This is a genomic window from Flavobacterium macacae, from assembly GCF_003865365.1.
Lineage (GTDB): Bacteria > Bacteroidota > Bacteroidia > Flavobacteriales > Flavobacteriaceae > Flavobacterium > Flavobacterium macacae.
Window position 1 is genome coordinate 230,886 of the sequence record NZ_RQVR01000002.1, and the last position, 21,009, is coordinate 251,894.

The 21,009-nt window shown below is 36.6% G+C and carries 19 protein-coding genes and 1 tRNA gene; 14 read left to right on the top strand and 6 right to left on the bottom strand.

Annotated elements, in window-relative coordinates; all coding sequences use genetic code 11:
- Window positions 1-43: 43 nt before the first annotated feature.
- The 3 genes from EG849_RS02775 (at window position 44) to EG849_RS02785 (ending at window position 5,757) form a co-directional block, all read left to right on the top strand.
- Window positions 44-2,353 (top strand): glycoside hydrolase family 65 protein, encoded by a 2,310-nt coding sequence (locus EG849_RS02775; RefSeq protein ID WP_125011559.1) that lies wholly within the window; start codon window positions 44-46, stop codon window positions 2,351-2,353.
- A 127-nt stretch (window positions 2,354-2,480) separates the two neighbouring features.
- Window positions 2,481-4,313 carry a glycoside hydrolase family 13 protein gene (locus EG849_RS02780; RefSeq protein WP_125011560.1) on the top strand — a complete coding sequence of 611 codons (1,833 nt, stop codon included), beginning with the start codon at window positions 2,481-2,483 and terminating at the stop codon, window positions 4,311-4,313.
- Between the two features lie 7 nt (window positions 4,314-4,320).
- Entirely contained in the window at window positions 4,321-5,757 is a 1,437-nt protein-coding gene (locus tag EG849_RS02785) for an alpha-amylase family glycosyl hydrolase (protein WP_125011561.1), read from the top strand.
- 52 nt (window positions 5,758-5,809) lie between these two features.
- Here the strand turns inward: EG849_RS02785 and EG849_RS16020 are convergent, their stop codons facing one another.
- The 3 genes from EG849_RS16020 to EG849_RS02795 all read right to left on the bottom strand — a co-directional run bounded on the left by EG849_RS16020 (window position 5,810) and on the right by EG849_RS02795 (window position 8,035).
- Entirely contained in the window at window positions 5,810-6,139 is a 330-nt protein-coding gene (locus EG849_RS16020; protein WP_317125182.1) for a GNAT family N-acetyltransferase, read from the bottom strand.
- A 6-nt stretch (window positions 6,140-6,145) separates the two neighbouring features.
- Complete coding sequence (locus EG849_RS16025) at window positions 6,146-6,307, bottom strand: hypothetical protein (RefSeq protein ID WP_317125180.1); 162 nt, start codon at window positions 6,305-6,307, stop codon at window positions 6,146-6,148.
- 180 nt (window positions 6,308-6,487) lie between these two features.
- Window positions 6,488-8,035, bottom strand: a complete 1,548-nt coding sequence (locus EG849_RS02795) for an SIR2 family protein (protein ID WP_125011562.1) — start codon at window positions 8,033-8,035, stop codon at window positions 6,488-6,490.
- 264 nt (window positions 8,036-8,299) lie between these two features.
- Here EG849_RS02795 and EG849_RS02800 point away from each other — a divergent pair, with 264 nt between their 5' ends.
- Both EG849_RS02800 and EG849_RS02805 read left to right on the top strand, forming a co-directional pair.
- The gene (locus EG849_RS02800; RefSeq protein WP_233581740.1) at window positions 8,300-8,986 is read left to right on the top strand and encodes a glycerophosphodiester phosphodiesterase; all 687 of its coding nucleotides are present in this window, start codon (window positions 8,300-8,302) and stop codon (window positions 8,984-8,986) included.
- Window positions 8,983-10,203, top strand: coding sequence for a BaiN/RdsA family NAD(P)/FAD-dependent oxidoreductase (locus EG849_RS02805; protein ID WP_125011563.1), 1,221 nt, complete (start codon window positions 8,983-8,985; stop codon window positions 10,201-10,203). The genes EG849_RS02800 and EG849_RS02805 overlap by 4 nt, the downstream gene beginning before the upstream one ends.
- A 60-nt stretch (window positions 10,204-10,263) precedes the next feature.
- Here the strand turns inward: EG849_RS02805 and EG849_RS02810 are convergent, their stop codons facing one another.
- On the bottom strand, window positions 10,264-10,743 hold the full coding sequence (locus EG849_RS02810) for a TspO/MBR family protein (protein ID WP_125011564.1): 480 nt from the start codon (window positions 10,741-10,743) through the stop codon (window positions 10,264-10,266).
- A gap of 145 nt (window positions 10,744-10,888) precedes the next feature.
- Between EG849_RS02810 and EG849_RS02815 the strand changes: the two genes are divergently transcribed.
- The 8 genes from EG849_RS02815 to EG849_RS02850 all read left to right on the top strand — a co-directional run bounded on the left by EG849_RS02815 (window position 10,889) and on the right by EG849_RS02850 (window position 17,114).
- Window positions 10,889-11,968: a diphosphomevalonate/mevalonate 3,5-bisphosphate decarboxylase family protein gene (locus EG849_RS02815; protein WP_125011664.1), complete on the top strand. Its 1,080-nt coding sequence runs from the start codon at window positions 10,889-10,891 to the stop codon at window positions 11,966-11,968.
- A 29-nt stretch (window positions 11,969-11,997) separates the two neighbouring features.
- The gene (locus EG849_RS02820) at window positions 11,998-12,219 is read left to right on the top strand and encodes a hypothetical protein (RefSeq protein ID WP_125011565.1); all 222 of its coding nucleotides are present in this window, start codon (window positions 11,998-12,000) and stop codon (window positions 12,217-12,219) included.
- Window positions 12,216-12,521: a type II toxin-antitoxin system RelE/ParE family toxin gene (locus tag EG849_RS02825; RefSeq protein ID WP_125011566.1), complete on the top strand. Its 306-nt coding sequence runs from the start codon at window positions 12,216-12,218 to the stop codon at window positions 12,519-12,521. The genes EG849_RS02820 and EG849_RS02825 overlap by 4 nt, the downstream gene beginning before the upstream one ends.
- A 1-nt stretch (window position 12,522) precedes the next feature.
- Window positions 12,523-13,461 carry a mevalonate kinase family protein gene (locus EG849_RS02830; RefSeq protein WP_125011567.1) on the top strand — a complete coding sequence of 313 codons (939 nt, stop codon included), beginning with the start codon at window positions 12,523-12,525 and terminating at the stop codon, window positions 13,459-13,461.
- Window positions 13,462-13,572: 111 nt separating this feature from the next.
- Window positions 13,573-14,532 carry a geranylgeranylglycerol-phosphate geranylgeranyltransferase gene (locus EG849_RS02835; protein WP_125011568.1) on the top strand — a complete coding sequence of 320 codons (960 nt, stop codon included), beginning with the start codon at window positions 13,573-13,575 and terminating at the stop codon, window positions 14,530-14,532.
- Between the two features lie 233 nt (window positions 14,533-14,765).
- A complete protein-coding gene (locus EG849_RS02840; RefSeq protein WP_125011569.1) occupies window positions 14,766-15,677 on the top strand; it encodes a pseudouridine synthase in 912 nt (303 codons plus the stop codon).
- Between the two features lie 98 nt (window positions 15,678-15,775).
- On the top strand, window positions 15,776-16,138 hold the full coding sequence (locus tag EG849_RS02845) for a nuclear transport factor 2 family protein (RefSeq protein WP_125011570.1): 363 nt from the start codon (window positions 15,776-15,778) through the stop codon (window positions 16,136-16,138).
- A 124-nt stretch (window positions 16,139-16,262) separates the two neighbouring features.
- Window positions 16,263-17,114 carry a mechanosensitive ion channel family protein gene (locus EG849_RS02850; RefSeq protein ID WP_125011571.1) on the top strand — a complete coding sequence of 284 codons (852 nt, stop codon included), beginning with the start codon at window positions 16,263-16,265 and terminating at the stop codon, window positions 17,112-17,114.
- 51 nt (window positions 17,115-17,165) lie between these two features.
- Here the strand turns inward: EG849_RS02850 and EG849_RS02855 are convergent, their stop codons facing one another.
- Both EG849_RS02855 and EG849_RS02860 read right to left on the bottom strand, forming a co-directional pair.
- Window positions 17,166-19,229, bottom strand: a complete 2,064-nt coding sequence (locus EG849_RS02855) for a M3 family metallopeptidase (protein WP_394336483.1) — start codon at window positions 19,227-19,229, stop codon at window positions 17,166-17,168.
- A gap of 194 nt (window positions 19,230-19,423) precedes the next feature.
- A tRNA-Leu gene (locus tag EG849_RS02860) sits at window positions 19,424-19,505 on the bottom strand.
- A gap of 112 nt (window positions 19,506-19,617) precedes the next feature.
- Between EG849_RS02860 and EG849_RS02865 the strand changes: the two genes are divergently transcribed.
- Window positions 19,618-21,006, top strand: a complete 1,389-nt coding sequence (locus EG849_RS02865; protein ID WP_125011573.1) for a dipeptidase — start codon at window positions 19,618-19,620, stop codon at window positions 21,004-21,006.
- Window positions 21,007-21,009 lie beyond the last annotated feature (3 nt).

The following is a 21,009-nucleotide window of genomic DNA, read 5'->3' on the forward strand; positions in this document are numbered from 1 at the left end:
GCAACCTTCCACTTTAGACGTTAAACTTTAAACAAAAAATACAATGAACCAAGATTATATCATACCAAATAATTGGTCAATCATAGAAGAAGGATTTGATGCCGAGCGCGTAAAATCTTCCGAAAGTTTATTCAGTATCGGAAACGGCGCCATGGGACAGCGAGCGAATTTTGAAGAAAATTATTCGGCTGAAACGTTCCAAGGAAGTTATATCGCCGGAATTTATTATCCAGACAAAACCAAAGTGGGCTGGTGGAAAAACGGCTATCCAGAATATTTTGCAAAAGTATTGAATGCACCCAACTGGATTGGAATTGAAATTGAAATCAACGGCGAAAATTTCGACTTGAATGCTTGTCCTGAAGTTCAAAATTTCAAGCGTGAATTAAATATGAAAGAAGGCTGGTACCATCGTTCTTTCGTGGCAACCTTGCAAAACGGAACCGAAATTGAAGTAAACGTTCGTCGTTTTCTTTCTTTGGATTCGGATGAATTGGGTGTCATCAATTACGAAATTACGCCTCTAAATAAAGACGCCAAAATCGTTTACAAACCGTATATCGATGCTGGCGTGAAAAACGAAGATGCGAACTGGGAAGAAAAATTCTGGGAGCCATTAGACGTTAAACATTCTGAAAATGACGCTTTTGTTGTGGCAAGAACGTTCAAGACGCACTTCAATGTAGCGACTTATATGTCGAACAGCATTTTTTCAAATGATAAAAATTTGAATCTTTCTCCAGTAAATGTTGACGATTCCGCGGAAAAAGTACAGTTTTTGTATGAAGTGCAAGTTGCAAAAGGAGAAAAATCGTCTATTCAAAAATTTGGCGGTTACACGGTTTCGCTGAACCACGAAAATTCGGAATTAATTGCTGGAGCTCAAAAAGTAATCGCTTCTGCGAAAGCAAAAGGTTACAAAACATTGTTGCAAGAGCAAATTGAAGCTTGGGCAAAAATCTGGGAAATGTCAGACATCACCATCGATGGCGACGTAAAAGCACAACAAGGAATTCGTTTCAATATTTTTCAATTGAACCAAACGTATTTGGGTAAAGATTCTCGTTTAAATATTGGTCCAAAAGGTTTTACAGGGGAAAAATATGGCGGTTCAACCTATTGGGATACTGAAGCGTACTGCATTCCGTTTTATATGGCGACAAAAGACCAGCAAGTTGCGAGAAATTTGCTGACGTACCGTTACAATCAATTGGATAAAGCCATTGAAAACGCTGGTAAATTAGGTTTTACCAATGGCGCTGCGTTGTATCCGATGGTGACGATGAACGGTGAAGAATGCCACAACGAATGGGAAATTACGTTTGAAGAAATCCACAGAAATGGTGCGATTGCTTTTGCAATTTTTAACTATTTCCGTTTTACCGGAGATTACAGTTATATTCCAGAAAAAGGTTTGGAAGTTTTGATTGCCATTGCTCGTTTTTGGCACCAAAGAGCGACCTATTCTACTAATAAAGACCAATTTGTAATCCTTGGAGTTACGGGTCCGAATGAATATGAAAACAACGTAAACAATAATTTCTACACGAATTATTTGGCAAAATGGTGTATCGATTACGCTTTGGAGCAGATCGAAAAAGTAGCAAAAGAATATGCTTCTGACTATTCCAGAATTATAGCTAAAGTCAATTTAGACAAGGCTGAAATGGCACAATGGAAAAAAGTGGCCGACAAAATGTACTTCCCTTTTTCAGAAGAACACGATGTTTATTTGCAACAAGACGGTTTCTTGGACAAGGAATTAGTAAAAGTGAATGATTTGGACAAAAGCCAACGGCCAATCAACCAGAAATGGTCTTGGGACCGAATTTTACGTTCGCCTTATATCAAGCAAGCCGATGTTTTGCAAGGGTTTTATTTCTTCGAAGACCATTTTTCAAGAGAACAATTAGAGAAACATTTTGATTTTTACGAACCATTTACGGTTCACGAATCTTCGCTTTCACCTTGTGTCCATTCCATTCAGGCGGCAGGTTTGGGTAGAATGGAGCAAGCTTATACTTTCTATTTGAGAACGTCTCGTTTGGACTTGGACGATTATAATAAAGAAGTCGAAGAAGGTTGCCATATCACGAGTATGGCTGGAACTTGGATGAGTATCGTCGAAGGTTTTGGAGGAATGCGTGTCAAAAATGATACGTTGCATTTTGAACCAAGAATTCCGGAACAATGGGAAGGTTATTCGTTTAAAATCAATTTCAGAAACCAAATTTTGCAAGTTTCAGTCGCTTCAAACGAAACTAAATTTTCACTTGAAGGAACAAAAGAGCTGACGGTTTATGTAAACGGAAATGCTGTCTTGGTAGAACCGAATACTTTGGTTACCGTATAAATATTTTATCTCGCAAAGACGGAGAGGCGCAAAGTTTTAATATCGATTTGCTTTGCTACTTAGCGCCTTTGTGAGAAAACCAATAGAATAAACTTCGCGTGAAATCACTCGAGAAAACAACAATACAATGAAAAAAACACTTTTATTTTTACTTCTATCCATTTCCGCTTTCGCCCAAATTGATAAAGTTGAACCACCTTTTTGGTATGCCGGAATGCATAATCCTGAACTTCAAATCATGTTCTACGGAAAAAATATCGCACAATACGAAGCTTCAGTTTCTAATAATGTGGTGATAAAAAACGTAGTCAAAACCGAAAATCCGAACTACATTTTCGTTACTATCGACACTAAAAATGTTCCCGCTTCCGATTTAGTTTTTTCGTTTAAAAACAAAAACAAAGTAGCCTTTACAAAAAAATATGCTTTAAAAGAAAGAAGAGCAAATTCAGCCCAGCGCCAAAGTTTTGATTCTTCAGACATGATGTATCTGATCATGCCAGATCGTTTTGCGAATGGAAATCCGAACAACGACAGCGATAAATCAACCACGGAAAAAGCCAACAGAAGCTTGCCGGGCGGTCGTCACGGTGGAGACATCGAAGGAATCACAAAAAACTTAGATTATCTGGAAGAATTAGGCGTTACCGCACTTTGGAGCACGCCACTTTGCGAAGATAACGACAAAGGATATTCGTACCACGGATACGGACAATCTGACCTTTACCGAATTGACCCACGTTATGGAACCAACGAAGAATATTTGAAACTTTCAGCCGAAATGAAAAAACGGGACATGAAATTAATCAAAGATTATGTGACCAACCACTGGGGTGCTGAACACTGGATGTTTAAAGATTTGCCAAGCTATGATTGGTTCCACCAATTTCCAGGATATGCACAATCGAACTACAGAATGACAACGCAATTCGACACAAATGCTTCGGCAATTGACGCGAAATATTGCATGGACGGCTGGTTTGTTCCGTCGATGCCTGACTTGAACCAATCGAATCCTTTGGTTTTAAATTACATTACCCAAAACGCTATTTGGTGGATTGAATATGCCGATTTAGATGGTTTTAGGGTCGATACGTATTCTTATAATGATAAAGTGGGAATCGCAAAATGGACGAAAGCAATTACCGATGAATATCCTTATTTCAACATCGTCGGAGAGGTTTGGATGCACGACCAAGCCCAAATGTCCTATTGGCAAAAAGACAGCCCGATTAGCGCGATTCAAAGCTACAATTCACATTGTCCAAGTGTAATGGATTTTACGTTGCACGATGCTTTCGGAAATGTTTTTAACGAAGACAAAGAAGGTTGGAACGACGGAATGATCAAGGTATACGACAATTTCACAAACGATTTTCTATACGCAAACACCAACAATTTATTGATTTTTGCCGAAAATCACGACACGGGAAGATTCAACCAAAATTATAAAAACGACATCCAGAAGTACACGATGGCCATGGCTTTATTGGCTACCGTTCGTGGAATTCCGCAGTTGTATTATGGTTCCGAAATCGGAATGGCTGGCGACAAAGGAAAAGGCGATGCCGATATCCGCCAAGATTTTCCTGGAGGTTGGGCTGGCGATAAAAACAATGCTTTCACAAAATCAGGAAGAACCGAAAAGCAAAATAAATTTTTCGATGTGACAGCAAAATTATTCCAATGGAGAAAAAACAAAGACGTGGTCCATACCGGAAAAATGACGCATTACATTCCAGAACAAAATGTATATGTATATTTCAGACACAATGACAAGGAAACGGTGATGGTTGTGATGAACAATTCTGCGGAAGCGAAAACCATCAAAACAAACCGTTTTCAAGAAAATATAAAAGCATTCACATCAGGAAAAGATGTACTTTCCGGAAAATCAGTTGACTTGAAAAATGAAATTTCTTTGGACGGAAAATCGGTATTGGTTTTAGAATTAAAATAATAAACTTATGAAAAAAACAATCTTATTAGCAGTCGCCATTTCAGCTTTTATCTCTTGCAAAGACGATAAAAAAACCGAAGAAGTAACCGCTTCTACCACAGAAACAATCGCTCCGGTATCAGATGCATTGGCTGAAAACGCCGTAATTTACGAAGCAAACATTCGCCAATATTCTCCTGAAGGAACTTTTAATGCTTTCACGAAAGACATTCCTGAACTGAAAAAATTAGGCGTAAAAGTAATTTGGCTGATGCCGATTTACCCAATTTCTATGAAAAACAGGAAAGCAACGGGAGAACTTTCTGTGGAAGATATTAAAGACCCAAAAGAAAGAGAAAAATACCTTGGAAGCGCATATGCCATTTCAGATTATACGGCAATTAATCCAGATTATGGAACCAAAGAAGATTTCAGAAAATTGGTAAAAACCGCCCACGAAAACGGAATGTACGTCATTCTTGACTGGGTAGCGAACCACACCGGTTGGGACCACAAATGGATTACAGAACACCCTGAATATTATCAAAAAAATGCCAAAGGCGAAGTAACCGATCCGTTGAATCCTGAAACAGGAAAATCGTGGGGCTGGACCGACGTTGCCCATTTAGATTTCTCTAATAAAGAGCTGAATGAAGCGATGAAAAACGAAATGTTATATTGGGTAAAAGAAGAAAATATTGACGGTTTCCGTTGTGACGTTGCCGATAATGTACCGACAGCATTCTGGCAAAAAACCATTCCAGAATTGAAAAAAGTGAAGCCAGTTTTTATGCTGATGGAATCCAACAAAAACTATCTTTTAAAAGACGGATTGTTTGATATGGCCTACGGTTGGGAAGCACATCACGTGATGAACGATATCAACAAAGGCACAAAAACCGTGAAAGATTTGGATGCCGTTTTTACAAAAATTGGCAAAGAATACGAGAAAAACGACTTCTTTATGAACTTCACGTCCAACCACGATGAAAATTCTTGGAACGGAACCGAATACGAAAGAATGGGCGACGGCGTAGAAGCGTACACCGCGTTGACGTACATTATGCCTGGAATGCCGTTGATTTACACAGGTCAAGAATATGATTTGAGGAGAAGATTGAAGTTTTTCGAGAAAGATTCTATTCCAAAAACAAAGGCAAAAATGTTCCCGATTTATGAAAAATTAGGAGCGCTGAAAAACAACAATGAAGCGTTAAACGGAGGAAAAAACGCAAGTTCTTACAAGCGTTTGGCTACTTCGGCTGATGCAAATATCTTGGCTTTCGAAAGAGAAAAAGGCGGTAAAAAAGTAATTTATATCGGTAATTTATCTAAAAAAGACCAACAATTCACAGCACCAATCGACGGTACGTTTACCAATTATATGACCGGTGAAAAAGTGACGTTGGCAAAAGACCAAAAGCATAATTTTAAGCCTTGGCAATATTGGGTTTTGACGAATTAATCAAAATGTAACTCATTTAAAAAAGCACAAATCATTACGGTTTGTGCTTTTTTTATTTGTTTCTTAGTTTAGCATAAATAGCAAGATTCAAATAGTTGCCGTCTTTAATTTCGCATTCTCGCAGGGTTCCTTCCCATTTAAAGTTCATTTTCTCAATAGCTTTTTTACAATTTGTATTTTCACTAGCTACAAATCCTTCAATTCGGTTTAAATCAAGGTGTTCAAATCCGTACGCACAGCGTATTGGAAACGCCTCTTGCATAAATCCCTTTCCCCAATAATCAGGCAACAGCCAAAAGCCAATTTCTGCTTTTTTGTGTTCTTTGCTCCATGCATTAAATCCACCAGCTCCGTAAAATAGTTGGTTGTCTTTCGAGCAAATGGCCCATCAAATTCCAGTCTCCGTTTCTTCTAAATTTTTAAACCACGTCATTTGTGCTGTTGTAGCTTCCAAACTCGTAAAACTGATTCCGTAGTATTGTATCACGTCCCGATTAGAAAGTCCGTGGAAAATATTTTGAATATCGCCTTGTTGTATTTGTCGAAGCAAAAAGCCTTTGGGTGGATAGCGTTGGGAATGAAGTGGATTTCATTTCTTTCAGTTTAGTTTTAGTTTGACCGATAACATTCTGGCAGTAAACAAGGTTTGGAATTAAAGATGTGAGTTTTTGCCATTATGTAATAAACTATTTTTTAATTCGACCTAATACCCAAATCCTTTGTAACCGCTTTAGCTACTGGCATTATTTTCTATTCCAAATTTCAGGTAATCATATAAACATACTAACTTTCTGAAATTTGATGATGTTTTTATGGTTTCATCATTTAAACAACTTCTTAAAAATTTTAAAAGTTGATTGAGATTAATAGTTTTAAAATCTAATAAGGGAATATAATTTAAAGAATGTGAAACATCAAAACTATTAATAATTGAATTTACATCTTTATGGTTTCTTCTAATTTCTGTTTGCTTTTTTATGCAACCAATTGGGGGTAAAAAACAATTTGGTGTGTTTTTTTTCAATTCGAATTTATTCTTTGATTTTAAAGTCCCTGTTTTTGTTAATAAATTCTCTTTTCTTAAATATTTATATAGTGGTATAAAACTATTTCCTTTAATAATTTTAGGAAATGTATTTTCAACTAATAGTTTTGAATTGAAATTTTTATTATCATTTAAAATATCTTCAATTATGTCAATTGTTTCTATAGATTTATATCCTTGTGTTGATAATAATTGACTTGCAACACCAATTGCATATTCAATTAAAGAATCATCTGTTATTGTATTAATATCAGCTACAAAAACTTGAGAAGTTGGTTTATTTGATTTTACAAATTCGACAACTGAATTTTTAAGTTTTCTTAAAATTTTAATCGGAATTTGTCTTTTTAAGGTTGAAAGTGTTTCGAAAATTGGTTCGAAAGAATCTGTTATTATTAATTTTATGGGTAAGACTTTATTATCAGGCAATTTGATGCTACTATCTTTTATTTCAAATTCTGCATCTTTTTTCCATTCTACAAATATCAATCGATTCTTTAATTTATCTAAATTTTTTGGTTCTACACATTTTACGATTGAGTCAATAATTTGTTGAATATTGTTATCCGAAAGAGAATAACCAATAAAAATAATAGGATGTTCAACGAAAATTGTCAATAATTTTGCTGCTAAATATGCGTTTTTGGAATTAAAATCTAAATAATCCTCTTCTGTAAGAATTAATGTTTCTGGCCTTGTTACGCATCCGTGAATTTTATATATTTCACCAATTGATATTGCTTCAGAAAATAGAAGTTCTTGTTGTCCAATGTAAATATTAAAATCACTAAAATTTTCTTCTAAAAAACTATCCCAGTTGGTTGTAATAATTCCGTCAATTACACTTGTTTTTAATAATTCTATTTCTTTATCATATTCTTTTGAAATACTTTGAATTGATTTGATATAATTTGAAATTTCTATTTTTAGAGGTAAATTCATGCCTTCACTTGCTAGAGTCTTGTTGACACTTCGATTAGCCTTAAATAAATCATTCTTCCACCATATTTCGTGAAATTCATTAGACAAATTAGAAGCCAACAAAGGTAAATTACTATTGCATTTTGATTTATAATATTCAAATTCTCCCTCAATAGAAGAAACTAAAAAAAAATTCGAAAGTAACTCTTCCCAAGTTGGTAAGTTTAAATACCTACGTGAAAATCCCGAACCAATAAATAAATACGGATTGGTTGTAAAATCTTTTAAATGGTCAAATAATTCAGAGTTCATTTTTTCTACGATTTTTTTTGTTTGCACATAACTAATATATCCCTAACAAAACCAGAGTAATAAATCTCATTCTGGCTCTATACCGCTGATAACCATCAGTCCTTATTCCTCTCAAATGTATTTAATTTTTCTTACAAATCTTCAAACAACAAAAAAAAGTACTTAACGATAAAGTTATTCCTCAAAAGCGAAGCTGTTTTTACCACAAGATTCCCAAATAATCCTAATTCAAAAAAGCGTATTTTTGCAAACTAATTCTCGAACTTGAAAAAAATAGTCTACATCGGACATCGCGGAGCCAAAGGTCACCAACCCGAAAACACGCTTCCTTCCTTCCAAAAAGCATTGGATTTAAATGTGGACGGAATCGAACTCGATGTTCACGTTTGTAAAACAGGAGAATTGATTGTCATCCACGATTTCACCGTCGACAGAACCACAAACGGTTCAGGAGCAGTTTCTGAATTATCACTTTCTGAAATAAAATCCTTGCGAATCAACGATGAAATTGAAATCCCAACTTTGGAAGAAGTTTTGGACTTGGTCGGGAAAAAGTGCTTCATCAACATCGAATTAAAAGGAAGACATACTGCAAAAGCCGTTTCGAATTTAATCGAAAAATACATTCTTGAAAATGATTATTCGTATGAAGATTTCGTTGTTTCGAGTTTTCAAAGAGAAGAATTAGAGATGCTTTTCACCATCAATCCAAAAATACATTTGGGCGTTCTGTCGCAAGCCAGCGTTTCGCAAGCATTGGAATGGGCAACCGCTTTTTCGGCGAAAGCCATTCATCCGCATTTTAGCCTTTTGACACCCGAAAATGTCCAGAAAGCACAAGAACAAGGTTTCAAAGTCTATACTTGGACGCTGAATGAAACCGAGGATATTGAACGAATTAAAACCTATAACGTAAACGGAATCATAACCGATTTCCCCGAAAGAATATGAGCCAAAATTTCGACATAATCATCGTTGGAGGTGGAGCTGGCGGATTTTTTACCGCCATTAATATTGCCGAGAAAAATCCAAAATTAAAAATTGCAATCTTGGAACGCGGTAAGGAAGTTTTGACGAAAGTCAGGATTTCTGGAGGCGGAAGATGCAACGTGACCCACGCTTGTTTTGAACCGAATGAGTTGGTGAAATTTTATCCGCGAGGCGAAAAAGAGCTTCGTGGTCCATTTCATCAATTTTGCTCTGGCGATACGATTGAATGGTTCGAAAAACACGGCGTGGAATTGAAAATCGAAGATGATGGACGAATGTTTCCGGTTTCGAACTCCTCCCAAACGATCATTGATTGTTTTACTTCGGCTACAAAAAAACTCGGAATCCAAGTGTTGACCGGACAAAGCGTCCAGTCGATTTATAAATCAGAAACTTCGGAAGGGAATTTTTGGAAAATCGAAACCCAAAACGAACAATACATTTGCGAAAAATTAGTTTTGGCAACCGGAAGCAACCCGAAAATGTGGGAAACGCTTCAAGAATTCGGACATTCAATTGTGAGTCCGGTTCCGTCATTGTTTACCTTCAACATAAAAGATCCTAGAATAAAAGAATTGCCGGGTGTTTCTGCACAAGTTTCGGTGAAAGTAAAAGATACAAAATTGACCTCTGCAGGGCCATTATTGGTGACGCATTGGGGAATGAGCGGACCCGCGATTTTGAAATTATCGGCTTGGGGAGCCCGAACTTTATTCGAAAAAAACTATCAGTTTACGATTTTCGTCAATTGGTTGAACGATATGGATGCCGAAGATGCCGAAGTGATTTTGAAAGAATTAAAACAAGAACATTCTAAAAAAGCGGTTTCCAAAAAATCGCCGTTTGAATTCCCAAATCGTTTGTGGGAAAGTTTGGTTTTGGCTTCCGGAATTTCAGAGGAAACCAAATGGGCCGATTTGTCTAAAATGCAACTTCAAAATTTATCGAACCAGCTCACCAACGGACAATTTCAAGTGAATGGAAAAAGCACCTTCAAGGAAGAATTTGTAACCGCTGGAGGCATCGATTTAAAGGAAATCAATTTCAAAACTATGGAAAGTAAAATGCATCCCAATTTATTTTTCGCTGGAGAAATTGTAAACATTGACGCGATAACGGGAGGTTTTAATTTTCAGAATGCTTGGACGAGCGGGTTTATTGTGGCGAATTCGATATAGTTTTCACAACGCAGGTTTAGATTGCAGTCTGCAAACTGTACATTAAAATCTGCAAACTTATTACTGATTCAACCACCAAATACTTGCATTCAACACCGTCGCAAAACTCACCCAAAGCAAATAAGGAACAAATAAATACCCTGAAATTTTATTAATTTTTCCGAATTTCGCGTAGGTTTCATAAATCAGCAACCAAAGCAAAAAGATCTCGATCAAGGCCAATAACGGATTTTTTAATCCGAAGAAAAGGTACGACCACAGCGCGTTCAGTGCTAATTGAATCGCAAAAAACAACATCGCTTTTTTAACTTCTTCCCTTCTTGGAGAATTAATTTCGTGCCACACCAGACCGCCGGCAATTCCCATCATAATATATAACGCGGTCCAAACGGGTGCAAAAAGCCAGCCTGGCGGATTAAAACTCGGCTTGTTTATTGTTGGAAACCACGTGTTCACGCTTTCTTGTGTCACCAAACTCGAAAAATATCCGACCACCAAGCAGGTGGCAACTAAAACTAAAATTCTTGTATATTTATTCATCTCTCTTTTTTATTTTGCCTTAAATTCCACAAAATGGAATACATGTTGCACAAATTTACAAAAATTAATCTGCGCTCGTGGCTGAAATCTGTATTTGACTTAATTTTTCAATCCAAAAAAAGTATCTTTGCACAAAATTAATTTTATGGTTTCTGAAAAGGATTTTATTCCGGCAAAATATACAAATTCGATTGAAAAAGGTGCTGTAAAATGGAGTGCCCCAAGCAATATTGCTTTGGTGAAATATTGGGGAAAAAAGGAAAACCAAATCCCTGCAAATCCATCCATCAGCTTTACTTTGAACCATTGCAAAACGATTACTTCACTGGCTTTTTCGAAAAAAGAAACGACAGGAAATTTTTCGTTTGATTTGTTATTTGAGGGAAAACCAAAAGAAGATTTCAAGCCGAAAATCCAGAAATTCTTGGAACGAATTGAACCGTACTTGCCGTTTCTGAAAGAATATCATTTTGAAATTGACACTCAAAACACGTTTCCGCACAGTTCTGGAATTGCATCTTCCGCTTCAGGAATGTCGGCTTTGGCCATGAATTTGATGAGTTTGGAAAAACAACTACATCCTGAAATGACAGACGATTATTTCTTTCAAAAAGCGTCTTTTTTAGCACGATTGGGTTCTGGAAGCGCTTGCCGAAGCGTAAAAGGAAGCGTTGTGGTTTGGGGAAATTCTGAAATTACAGGAAGTTCTGATTTATTTGGAGTGGAATTTCCAAACAAAATACACGACAATTTTAAGAACTACCAAGATACGATTTTATTGGTTGACAAAGGCGAAAAACAAGTTTCAAGTACGGTTGGGCACGATTTGATGCACGATCATCCGTATGCCGAAAGACGTTTTGAGCAGGCGCACGAAAATCTTTCTAAAATAAAAACCGTTTTAGAATCAGGAAACTTGGACGAGTTTATCAAAATTGTGGAAAGCGAAGCCCTGACTTTGCACGCAATGATGATGACTTCGATGCCTTATTTTATTTTGATGAAACCAAACACGCTGGAAATCATCAATAAAATTTGGAAATTCAGAACTGAAACGCAAATTCCGGTTTGTTTTACGTTGGATGCTGGCGCGAATGTCCACGTCCTTTATCCTGAAAACGTTAGCGATAAAGTTTTAGATTTTATTAAGAATGAATTAGTAGGCTATTGTCAAAACTCGCAATATATTTGCGATGAAATTGGATTTGGCGCAACTAAACTATAAATTTTGTATCTTTATTTAAAATTTGGGTAATGGATATTCAATTGGAAAAATTAGAGCTTATTAAAAAGTTAGCAGAAACAAATGATTTTGCTGTGGTTGAATCTATCAAAAAGATTTTTCAAAAAGAAAAAAAAGATTGGTGGAACGAATTAACTGATGAGCAAAAAGCCGATATTGAGCAAGGAGAAAGAGACATTGAAAACGGAGATTATGTTGAATTTTTCTCATTTATCGATCCATATTTAAAATGATTCGAAAAGTAATAATTTCAAGTAAAGCGCAAAATAGTTTAGTGGAAATAGCTGGTTACATTGAAAATAAGTTTTCTGTAAATGCGAGGATTATATTTATGAAAAAATTTCGTGATTCAGTTTTAATCGCTTCGGAAAATCCAAAAATCTTTCCATTATCTTTAAACGATAAAAAGTTGCACAAATGTGTTGTCACCAAGCAGACATCATTTTTATATAAATTCAATCCAACTAAATTAGAAATTATTTCAATTTTCGACACCAGACAAAACCCAAATAAAATTAAGAAAGACATCAAATAATATGAAAGGACCATTATTTTACTCAAAAATACTACTCTTCGGTGAACACGCAATTAACAGAGGTTCTCGAGGTTTGGCCATTCCTTATAACTTTTTTAATGGAGGTTTGAAAGTTGATGACAATCTTTCTGATGAAGCTATAAAATCAAACGCGAGCTTGAAGCGTTTTGTGGATTATTTGGAAATCATGCAAGACGAAAATCCTGAATTGGTCCGATTTGATATCCCAACTTTAAAAATGAATGTGGAAGCCGGAATGTATTTTGATTCCAGCATCCCGCAAGGTTATGGTGTCGGAAGCAGTGGCGCCTTGGTTGCCGCGATTTATGACCAATATGCCGAAAATAAAATAACGGTTTTAGAAAACCTGACTCGTGAAAAACTTTTGAAACTAAAGCAGATTTTCTCAAAAATGGAATCTTTTTTCCACGGAACAAGTTCAGGCCTAGACCCTTTGAACAGCTATTTGAGCATTCCGATCTTGATTAATTCACACGATAATATTGAAGCTACCGGAATTCCGACTCAAAGTCTTCAAGGAAAAGGCGCTGTCTTTTTGCTTGATTCTGGAATGACAAAAGAAACAGCTCCAATGGTCAGCATTTTTATGGAAAGCCTGAAAGACAAAGGTTTCAGGGCGATGGTAAAAAACCAATTCGTTAAATATACCGACGCAAGTATTGACAATTTCCTTCACGGAGACATCAAATCTTTATTGTCAAATACCAAGAAACTTTCAAAAGTAGTTTTGAATAATTTCAAGCCGATGATTCCGGAACAATTTCACGGAATTTGGCAAAAAGGACTGGATTCAAACGATTACTATTTAAAACTTTGCGGTTCAGGCGGTGGCGGTTACATCCTTGGATTTACACCCGATTATGAAAAAGCCAAAGAAGCCTTGAAAGATTACAAACTGGAAGTAGTTTACCAGTTTTAATCGATTTTAATCGTACATCTTTAAAGTTAAAGTCTTAAAATTAATGCAATACATTGATTTTAGACAGAAATCCTTTTACCTTTAACCCAACCAACCTTTTACCACGAAAAAATGCTAAGCAGAAAGTACAAACTTCTTGTAATGAAAATTATCAGTTTGTTTTCTGTGGTTCGCGGTTACAACATCCCTGTCATTTTATTGGCGCAATATCTTTCGGCTATTTTTATTTTGGCTCCTGAAAACACGCGAGCTTTAGATATAATTTTAGACTTCAACCTTTTTATTTTGGTTTTGGTTTCTAGCTTTTGCATCGCTTCGGGCTATATCATCAATAATTTTTATGACGCCCAGAAAGATTTGATCAACCGTCCGAATAAGTCAATGTTGGATCGATTGGTAAGCCAAAAAACCAAACTGTACGTTTATTTTGGGTTGAATTTTTTGACCGTTTTAGTGGCTTATTTTGTGTCTTGGCGCGTGAGCCTCTTCTACTCCATTTATATTTTCTTGATTTGGTTTTATTCACACAAGCTGAAAAAATACCCGATAATTGGCAATTTGACGGCTTCGGTTTTGGCGGTTTTTCCTTTCTTCGGAATTTTGCTTTACTACTTTAAAGGCCAATACCTCGAATACGACTGGCAGAAAATCGGCATTATTTTTGGCCACGCCATTTTTCTTTTCCTGCTGATTTTGATTCGCGAAATGATTAAAGATTTAGAAAACATGAAAGGTGATTTTGTGAGCGATTACAAGACAATTCCGGTGGTTTATGGCGAACGGATTTCTAAAATTGCCGTTACGGCATTGTCGATTGTAACTCTTTTCCCTATTTATCTTTTGGTTGATATTTATGAAGTGGGCTATATGGTCATTTACTTTTATATCTGCATGATCTTGATGATTTTCTTTCTTATAAAATTATGGAAATCATCGTCAAGAAAAGATTTTTTAAACCTTCACAATCTTTTAAAATTCATTATTGTGGCTGGTGTTTTTTGTATTGTGCTGATTGATCCCACGGTTTTGTGGCACGGCAAAAAGGTATTGCTGGCAATCAGCGTCTTATAGCCCTGATTGCAACGGAAATCCTTTTTTGAGCAATGGCTTATTTTTTGCTGACACAAAAGAGCGACCAACGGACCTTTTGTGGCGTGCAAAAAAAGACATTGCCAAAAAAGATTGCAGGGAAAAGCAGGAAATAGCTTCTCGAAATACATCAATATACTTCTAAAAAAACCGAATCATCCAATAGACTAGGGATTTACAACCGAAAATCGCTATCTTTGCACAAATTTAGAACAATGAACAAGAATGACGGAGGCAAAAAGGGAAGCGCCTCAAACAGATCTGGTGGAAAAAGCAGTTTTAGCAAGTCTAAACCAGCGTTGCCAAAGAGAGCTCAAGGGCCAAAAAAAGCGAAGCCAACTGTAGCAAAAGCAACGGAAGCGACTCCGGAAAAGCCTGCAAAGAAAGCGAACCAAGCTCCGAAAAGACAAAAAGGAGCAGACGAAATGCGTCTGAACAAATACATCGCGAATTCGGGAGTTTGTTCTCGCCGTGAGGCAGATATTTACATCCAATCTGGAAATGTGAAAGTAAACGGCGTGCCGGTTACTGAAATGGGATATCTTGTAAAAGCTACCGATGTAGTGAATTTTGACGGAAGTGTTTTGACTCCTGAAAAGAAAGAATATTTGCTTTTAAACAAGCCAAAAAACTTTACGACAGCAATGGACGAAGGTTTTGAGCACCGTCACGTATCTGAATTGGTTCGCGGTGGAAGTAAATCGCCGTTGTCTCCCGTGGGAAGAATGGACAAAAACACGACTGGTTTGTTGTTGTTCACGAATGACACGGATATGATCAGAAAATTCACGATTCCGAATCAGAAATCTTCTAAAATCTACCAAGTTTCTTTAGACAAAAACTTAAAGTACGAAGATTTAGAGAAAATCCAAAAAGGAATGACCATCGAAGGACATCGCATCAGCGTTGAAGAAGTGAGCTATATCGAAGACCAGCCAAAAAGCGAAATCGGATTAAAATTGCGTACTTCAAATGTGAAAGTGGTTCGCCACATTTTTGAGCATTTGAGTTATGATGTTTTAAGAATTGACCGTGTGGCTTTTGCTGGCTTGACGAAGAAAAATCTTCCGAGAGGCAATTACAGAACTTTGACAGAGCAGGAAATCATCAATTTGAAAAACGTTTAGTTTCCTACAAATTGCACTAATTTTCAAGAATTAAAAATAAAATAACCGCAGATTCGCAGATTTTTCTGTAAATCTGCGGTTATTATTTTACAAAATATATGAGTCCAGAAAATTTACAATCGATTGCTTTTCGATGGTTTGACGCTTTTAACAATCATAATTTAGAGCAACTTTTATCGCTTTATGATGAGGATGCCAAACATTTTAGTCCGAAATTAAAAATCAGAAAGCCAGAAACGAATGGTTATGTGGAAGGGAAATCGGCGCTTAGAGAATGGTGGAAAGAGGCGTTTGAACGACTGCCTTCGTTGCATTATAAAGTAACGTCGCTGACTGCAAATAGCGACCGTGTTTTTATGGAATATGTCAGAAATGTAGATGGAGAACAAGACATGTTAGTAGCAGAGGTTTTAGAAGTGAAAGACGGAAAAATTATTTTTTCAAGGGTGTACCACGGATAATCAGAATAACTAAAAGTTGCTGTTTTTTTTTGTTTTTTAACGCCACATTAAAATTTAAGCTTTTTTAAAATGTTAAATTTGCCCTTTCAACCGAAAGGGCTTTTTTATATCAAAACAACTTAAAATGCAAAATTTAGAAACAGAAGTAATCGCAAGTTCTGATTATGTGGGCAAGTATGCCACGCAATTCATCACCATACTGGTGGATTATTCTCCCAAATTATTAACTGCTTTCATAATTCTATTTGTTGGTCTTTATGCAATTCGTTTTATCAACAGAATGATTCGAAGAATAATGATTTCAAGAAACTTTGATCCAACCTTATCAAAGTTTTTAGCTGATATTTTACTTTGGGTTTTAAGGGTTTTGTTATTCGTTACTTTTATTGACCAATTAGGAATTGGGACTTCATCTTTCGTTGCGATTTTAGGAGCCATGGGATTGGCAGTTGGTCTTTCGCTTCAAGGTTCGTTGTCAAATTTTGCGGGAGGCATGCTGATTATTTTATTCAAACCCTTTAGAGTTGGTGATTTTATTGAAGCGCAAGGTGTTTCTGGAACTGTTCTTGAAATTCAAATTTTTGTTACCAAACTAACAACTACGAATAACCAAACCATTTTTGTACCGAACGGCGCTTTATCCAACGGAAATATCATCAATTATTCTTTGGAAGGAACTCGAAGAGCCGACATCAATTTTACAGTTTCTTATGATTCTAACTTGCAAGAAGTGAAGTCTATTTTAAAAACTATTATTGACACTGATCCACGCATTTTAAAAGAACCCGCTCCAGCCGTTGTTGTGACCGGATTGGTGGATAACGGAGTAACTATTGCAGTAAGACCTTGGGCCAATCGAAGTGATTTCTGGGATGTGCATTCTGACGTTTTGGAGCGTGCCAAATCACAGCTGTATGAAGCCGGAATTGAGATCCAGCCTTTTGTAAAAGAAGCTTCGGTAAAACCTTTGCAATAAAATATATCAAAAAAAAAATCCCATCCTGAAATTTCAGAATGGGATTTTTTTTTAGCCTTTAATTTTCTTAGAAGTTTCTGGTTTTTTATCCAAACCTCTTTTTCTTAACAAAGGTTCCACGCTTGGTTCAGCGCCTCTAAATCTTTTGTATAAAACCATAGGATCCTCGGTTCCTCCTTTTTCAAGAATATTTTCTCTGAATAGTTTTGCTTTTTCTGGATTAAAAAGTGTCGTTGATTTAAACGCTTCAAAAGCATCCGTGTCTAAAACTCCTGACCAAATATAGCTGTAATATCCTGAAGAATAGCCTCCTGAAAAGATATGCTGGAAATAAGTACTTCTGTATCTTGGAATTATCGCATCAATCAAACCGATTTTTTTCATCGCATTTTTCTCAAAAGCATTGGCATCAAGCGTAATTGGTGCAGTTTGTGAATGATACTCCATATCTAAAAACGAAGCCGCTAAATATTCTACCGTTGTAAAACCTTGATCAAAAGTTCCTGATTTCTGCAATTTCTCTATCAAAGCATCTGGAATCACTTTTCCTGTTTTATAATGTTTTGCATACATTTTTAAAACTTCAGGTTCTGAAGCCCAGTTTTCCATGATTTGCGAAGGTAATTCTACAAAATCTCTTGAAACGCTTGTTCCTGCTAAACTTTTATAAGTTACATTCGACAATAATCCGTGCAAAGCATGACCAAATTCGTGGAAAAAAGTAGTTACTTCGTCGAAAGTCAATAATGCGGGAGCGCCACCTGTTGGTTTTGTAAAATTACAGACAATTGAAATTACGGGTGCATTTCTTTCTCCGTTAACTGTTTTTTGACTTCTGTAAGATGTCATCCAGGCACCGCCTCTTTTTGACGCTCTTGGATAAAAATCCATATATAAAATTCCAACGTGCGTTCCATCCGCTTCGGTAACTTCCCAAGTGGTAACTTCTTCATGATATTTCGGAACATCATTCAATTGCTTGAATTTTAGTCCAAATAATTTTTCTGTTACTTGAAAAACACCACCTCTTACATTCTCCAAGCTGAAATAAGGTTTTAACTCCTGCTCGTCTAAATCAAAACGCTGTTTCCTGATTTTTTCTGTATAATATCTCCAATCGTATGGTTTCACTTGGTCTTTGATTCCGTCTTTATCCATCATTTTTTGGATATCAGCCGCTTCTGTTTTGGCAATTTCTAAAGCAGGTGCCCATAAATCATTTAAAAGCTGGGCCACATTTGCTGGATTTTTCGCCATAGCTTCTTCTAAAACATAATCAGAATGTGATTTGTAGCCTAATAATCGTGCTTTTTCGCCACGTAGATTCGCCAGCTTGATCACATTTTCTTTATTGTCTAAATCATCATCGTGATTGGCTCTGGTTTGGTACGCATCCCAAATTTGCTGACGCAATTTTCTATTGGAACTGTATTGCAAAAACGGCATTACGCTAGAATTAGAAAGCGTAAAAACCCACTTTCCGTCTTTGCCTTTTGCTTTAGCATCTTCCGCAGCAGCGTTAATTAATTCTTGTGGCAAACCCGTTAATTCTTTTCTATCAGAGATCACCAATTCATATTTGTTAGTTTCTGCTAAAATATTTTGCCCATATTTTAAAGAAGTCAGCGACAGTTCTGCATTAATTTTTCGCAGTTTGTCTTTGTCTTCATTTGATAAATTGGCACCGCTTCTCACGAATGCCTTGTGACGGTTTTCAAGAATTTTGGCTTGCTCTAAATTTAATTTTAAAGATTCTTTTTTGTCCCAAATTGCTTTTACACGCTTGAATAATTTTTCGTTTAAGTAGATATTATCGTTATGAGCTGCAAGATTTGGAGAAACTTCTTTTGCAATTTTCTGCAATTCATCATTCGTGTTTGCACTGTTTAAGTTTCCAAAAACAATATTAACTTTTGACAATAATTCGCCTGCATTTTCCATTGCCAAAATAGTGTTTTCAAAACTCGGTGCTTCTGAACTATTAGCAATAGCAGTAATCTCTGCTTCGTGTTTTTTAATTCCCTCTAAAATTGCAGGTTTGAAATGTTCTGTTTTGATTTTATCAAAAGGTGGCACTTCATAAGGCGTGTTGTATGCCTGAAAGAATGGATTCATAGTCTGTTTCGTTTCTTGCGCTTCAATTGTCAGCATGTTTCCGATCGCTAACAAAATGAAAAAGGTTTTTTTTCTCATTGTAAAGTTTATTAAAGCGTAAATTTAAAGGAAAATGATTTGGAAAAGGAATTTTAGATGTTAATTTGGAAAAAGTTTAGTCCAAAAAAAAAGCTTCTCGATTGAGAAGCTTTTTGTGCGGATAATAGGACTCGAACCTACACGCCTTGCGGCACCAGATCCTAAGTCTGGCATGTCTACCAATTTCACCATATCCGCAGAAATTGTGAGTGCAAATATAGGGATACTTTTGAACTTTCAAATAAAAAATTTAAAAAATTTAAAAAATTCTTTTTCGTATTTTTGGCAGTCAACACATTAATTAAAAATAATGGACACTATAAAAGATTACGTTCAAAAAAACAAGGGGCGTTTCCTGAACGAACTTATTGATTTACTGAAGATTCCATCTGTCAGCGCTGATTCTGCTTATTCTCAAGATGTCATTGACACGGCTAATGCCGTGAAAGAAAGCCTGGAAAAAGCGGGTTGCGATTTCGTTGAAATTTGCGATACGCCTGGCTATCCAATTGTTTATGGCGAAAAAATGATCGATCCGGCCCTTCCAACGGTTTTGGTTTATGGTCATTATGACGTTCAGCCACCAGATCCAATAGAGTTATGGACTTCGCCTCCATTTGAACCTGTTATCAAAAAAACCGAATTGCATCCCGAGGGAGCTATTTTTGCGCGTGGCGCCTGCGATGACAAAGGCCAAATGTACATGCACGTGAAAGCTTTGGAATATATGGTGCAGACCAACAACCTTCCTTGCAACGTGAAATTTATGATTGAAGGTGAAGAAGAAGTGGGATCGGCAAGCTTGAGCTGGTTTGTGGAAAGAAACCAAGAAAAACTGAAAAATGATGTGATTTTGATTTCAGATACCGGAATGATTTCCAATACACAACCTTCGATTACCACAGGCCTGAGAGGCTTAAGCTATGTGGAAGTGGAAGTTACAGGTCCAAATCGTGACTTGCATTCTGGTTTGTATGGAGGAGCCGTTGCGAATCCGATCAATGTTTTGGCAAAAATGATTGCCTCGCTGCACGACGAAAACAACCACATTACCATTCCTGGATTTTACGATAAAGTAGAAGAACTTTCGGATGCTGAAAGAGCTGAAATGGCAAAGGCTCCGTTTTCATTAGAAAATTATAAAAAAGCGTTAGACCTAAACGATATCTACGGAGAAAAAGGATATACGACTAACGAAAGAAACTCTATCCGTCCAACATTAGACGTGAACGGAATCTGGGGCGGTTACACAGGCGAAGGTGCGAAAACGGTTATCGCAAGCAAGGCATTCGCTAAAATTTCTATGCGTCTGGTTCCGAATCAAGACTGGCACGAAATCACTGAATTGTTCACTAAACATTTCGAAAGCATCGCTCCTGCTGGTGTTACCGTAAAAGTAAAACCGCATCACGGAGGTCAAGGATATGTGACGCCAATTGACAGCATCGGTTATCAGGCTGCGGCAAAAGCGTATAATGAAAGCTTCGGCGTACAACCCATTCCGGTTCGTTCAGGAGGAAGCATTCCAATTGTGGCCTTGTTTGAGAAAGAATTAAAATCAAAAACAATATTGATGGGATTTGGTTTGGATTCAGACGCGATTCACTCGCCAAATGAGCATTTTGGAGTTTTCAATTACTTAAAAGGAATTGAAACTATTCCATTGTTTTATAAATATTTTGTGGAGCTTTCAAAATAGTAA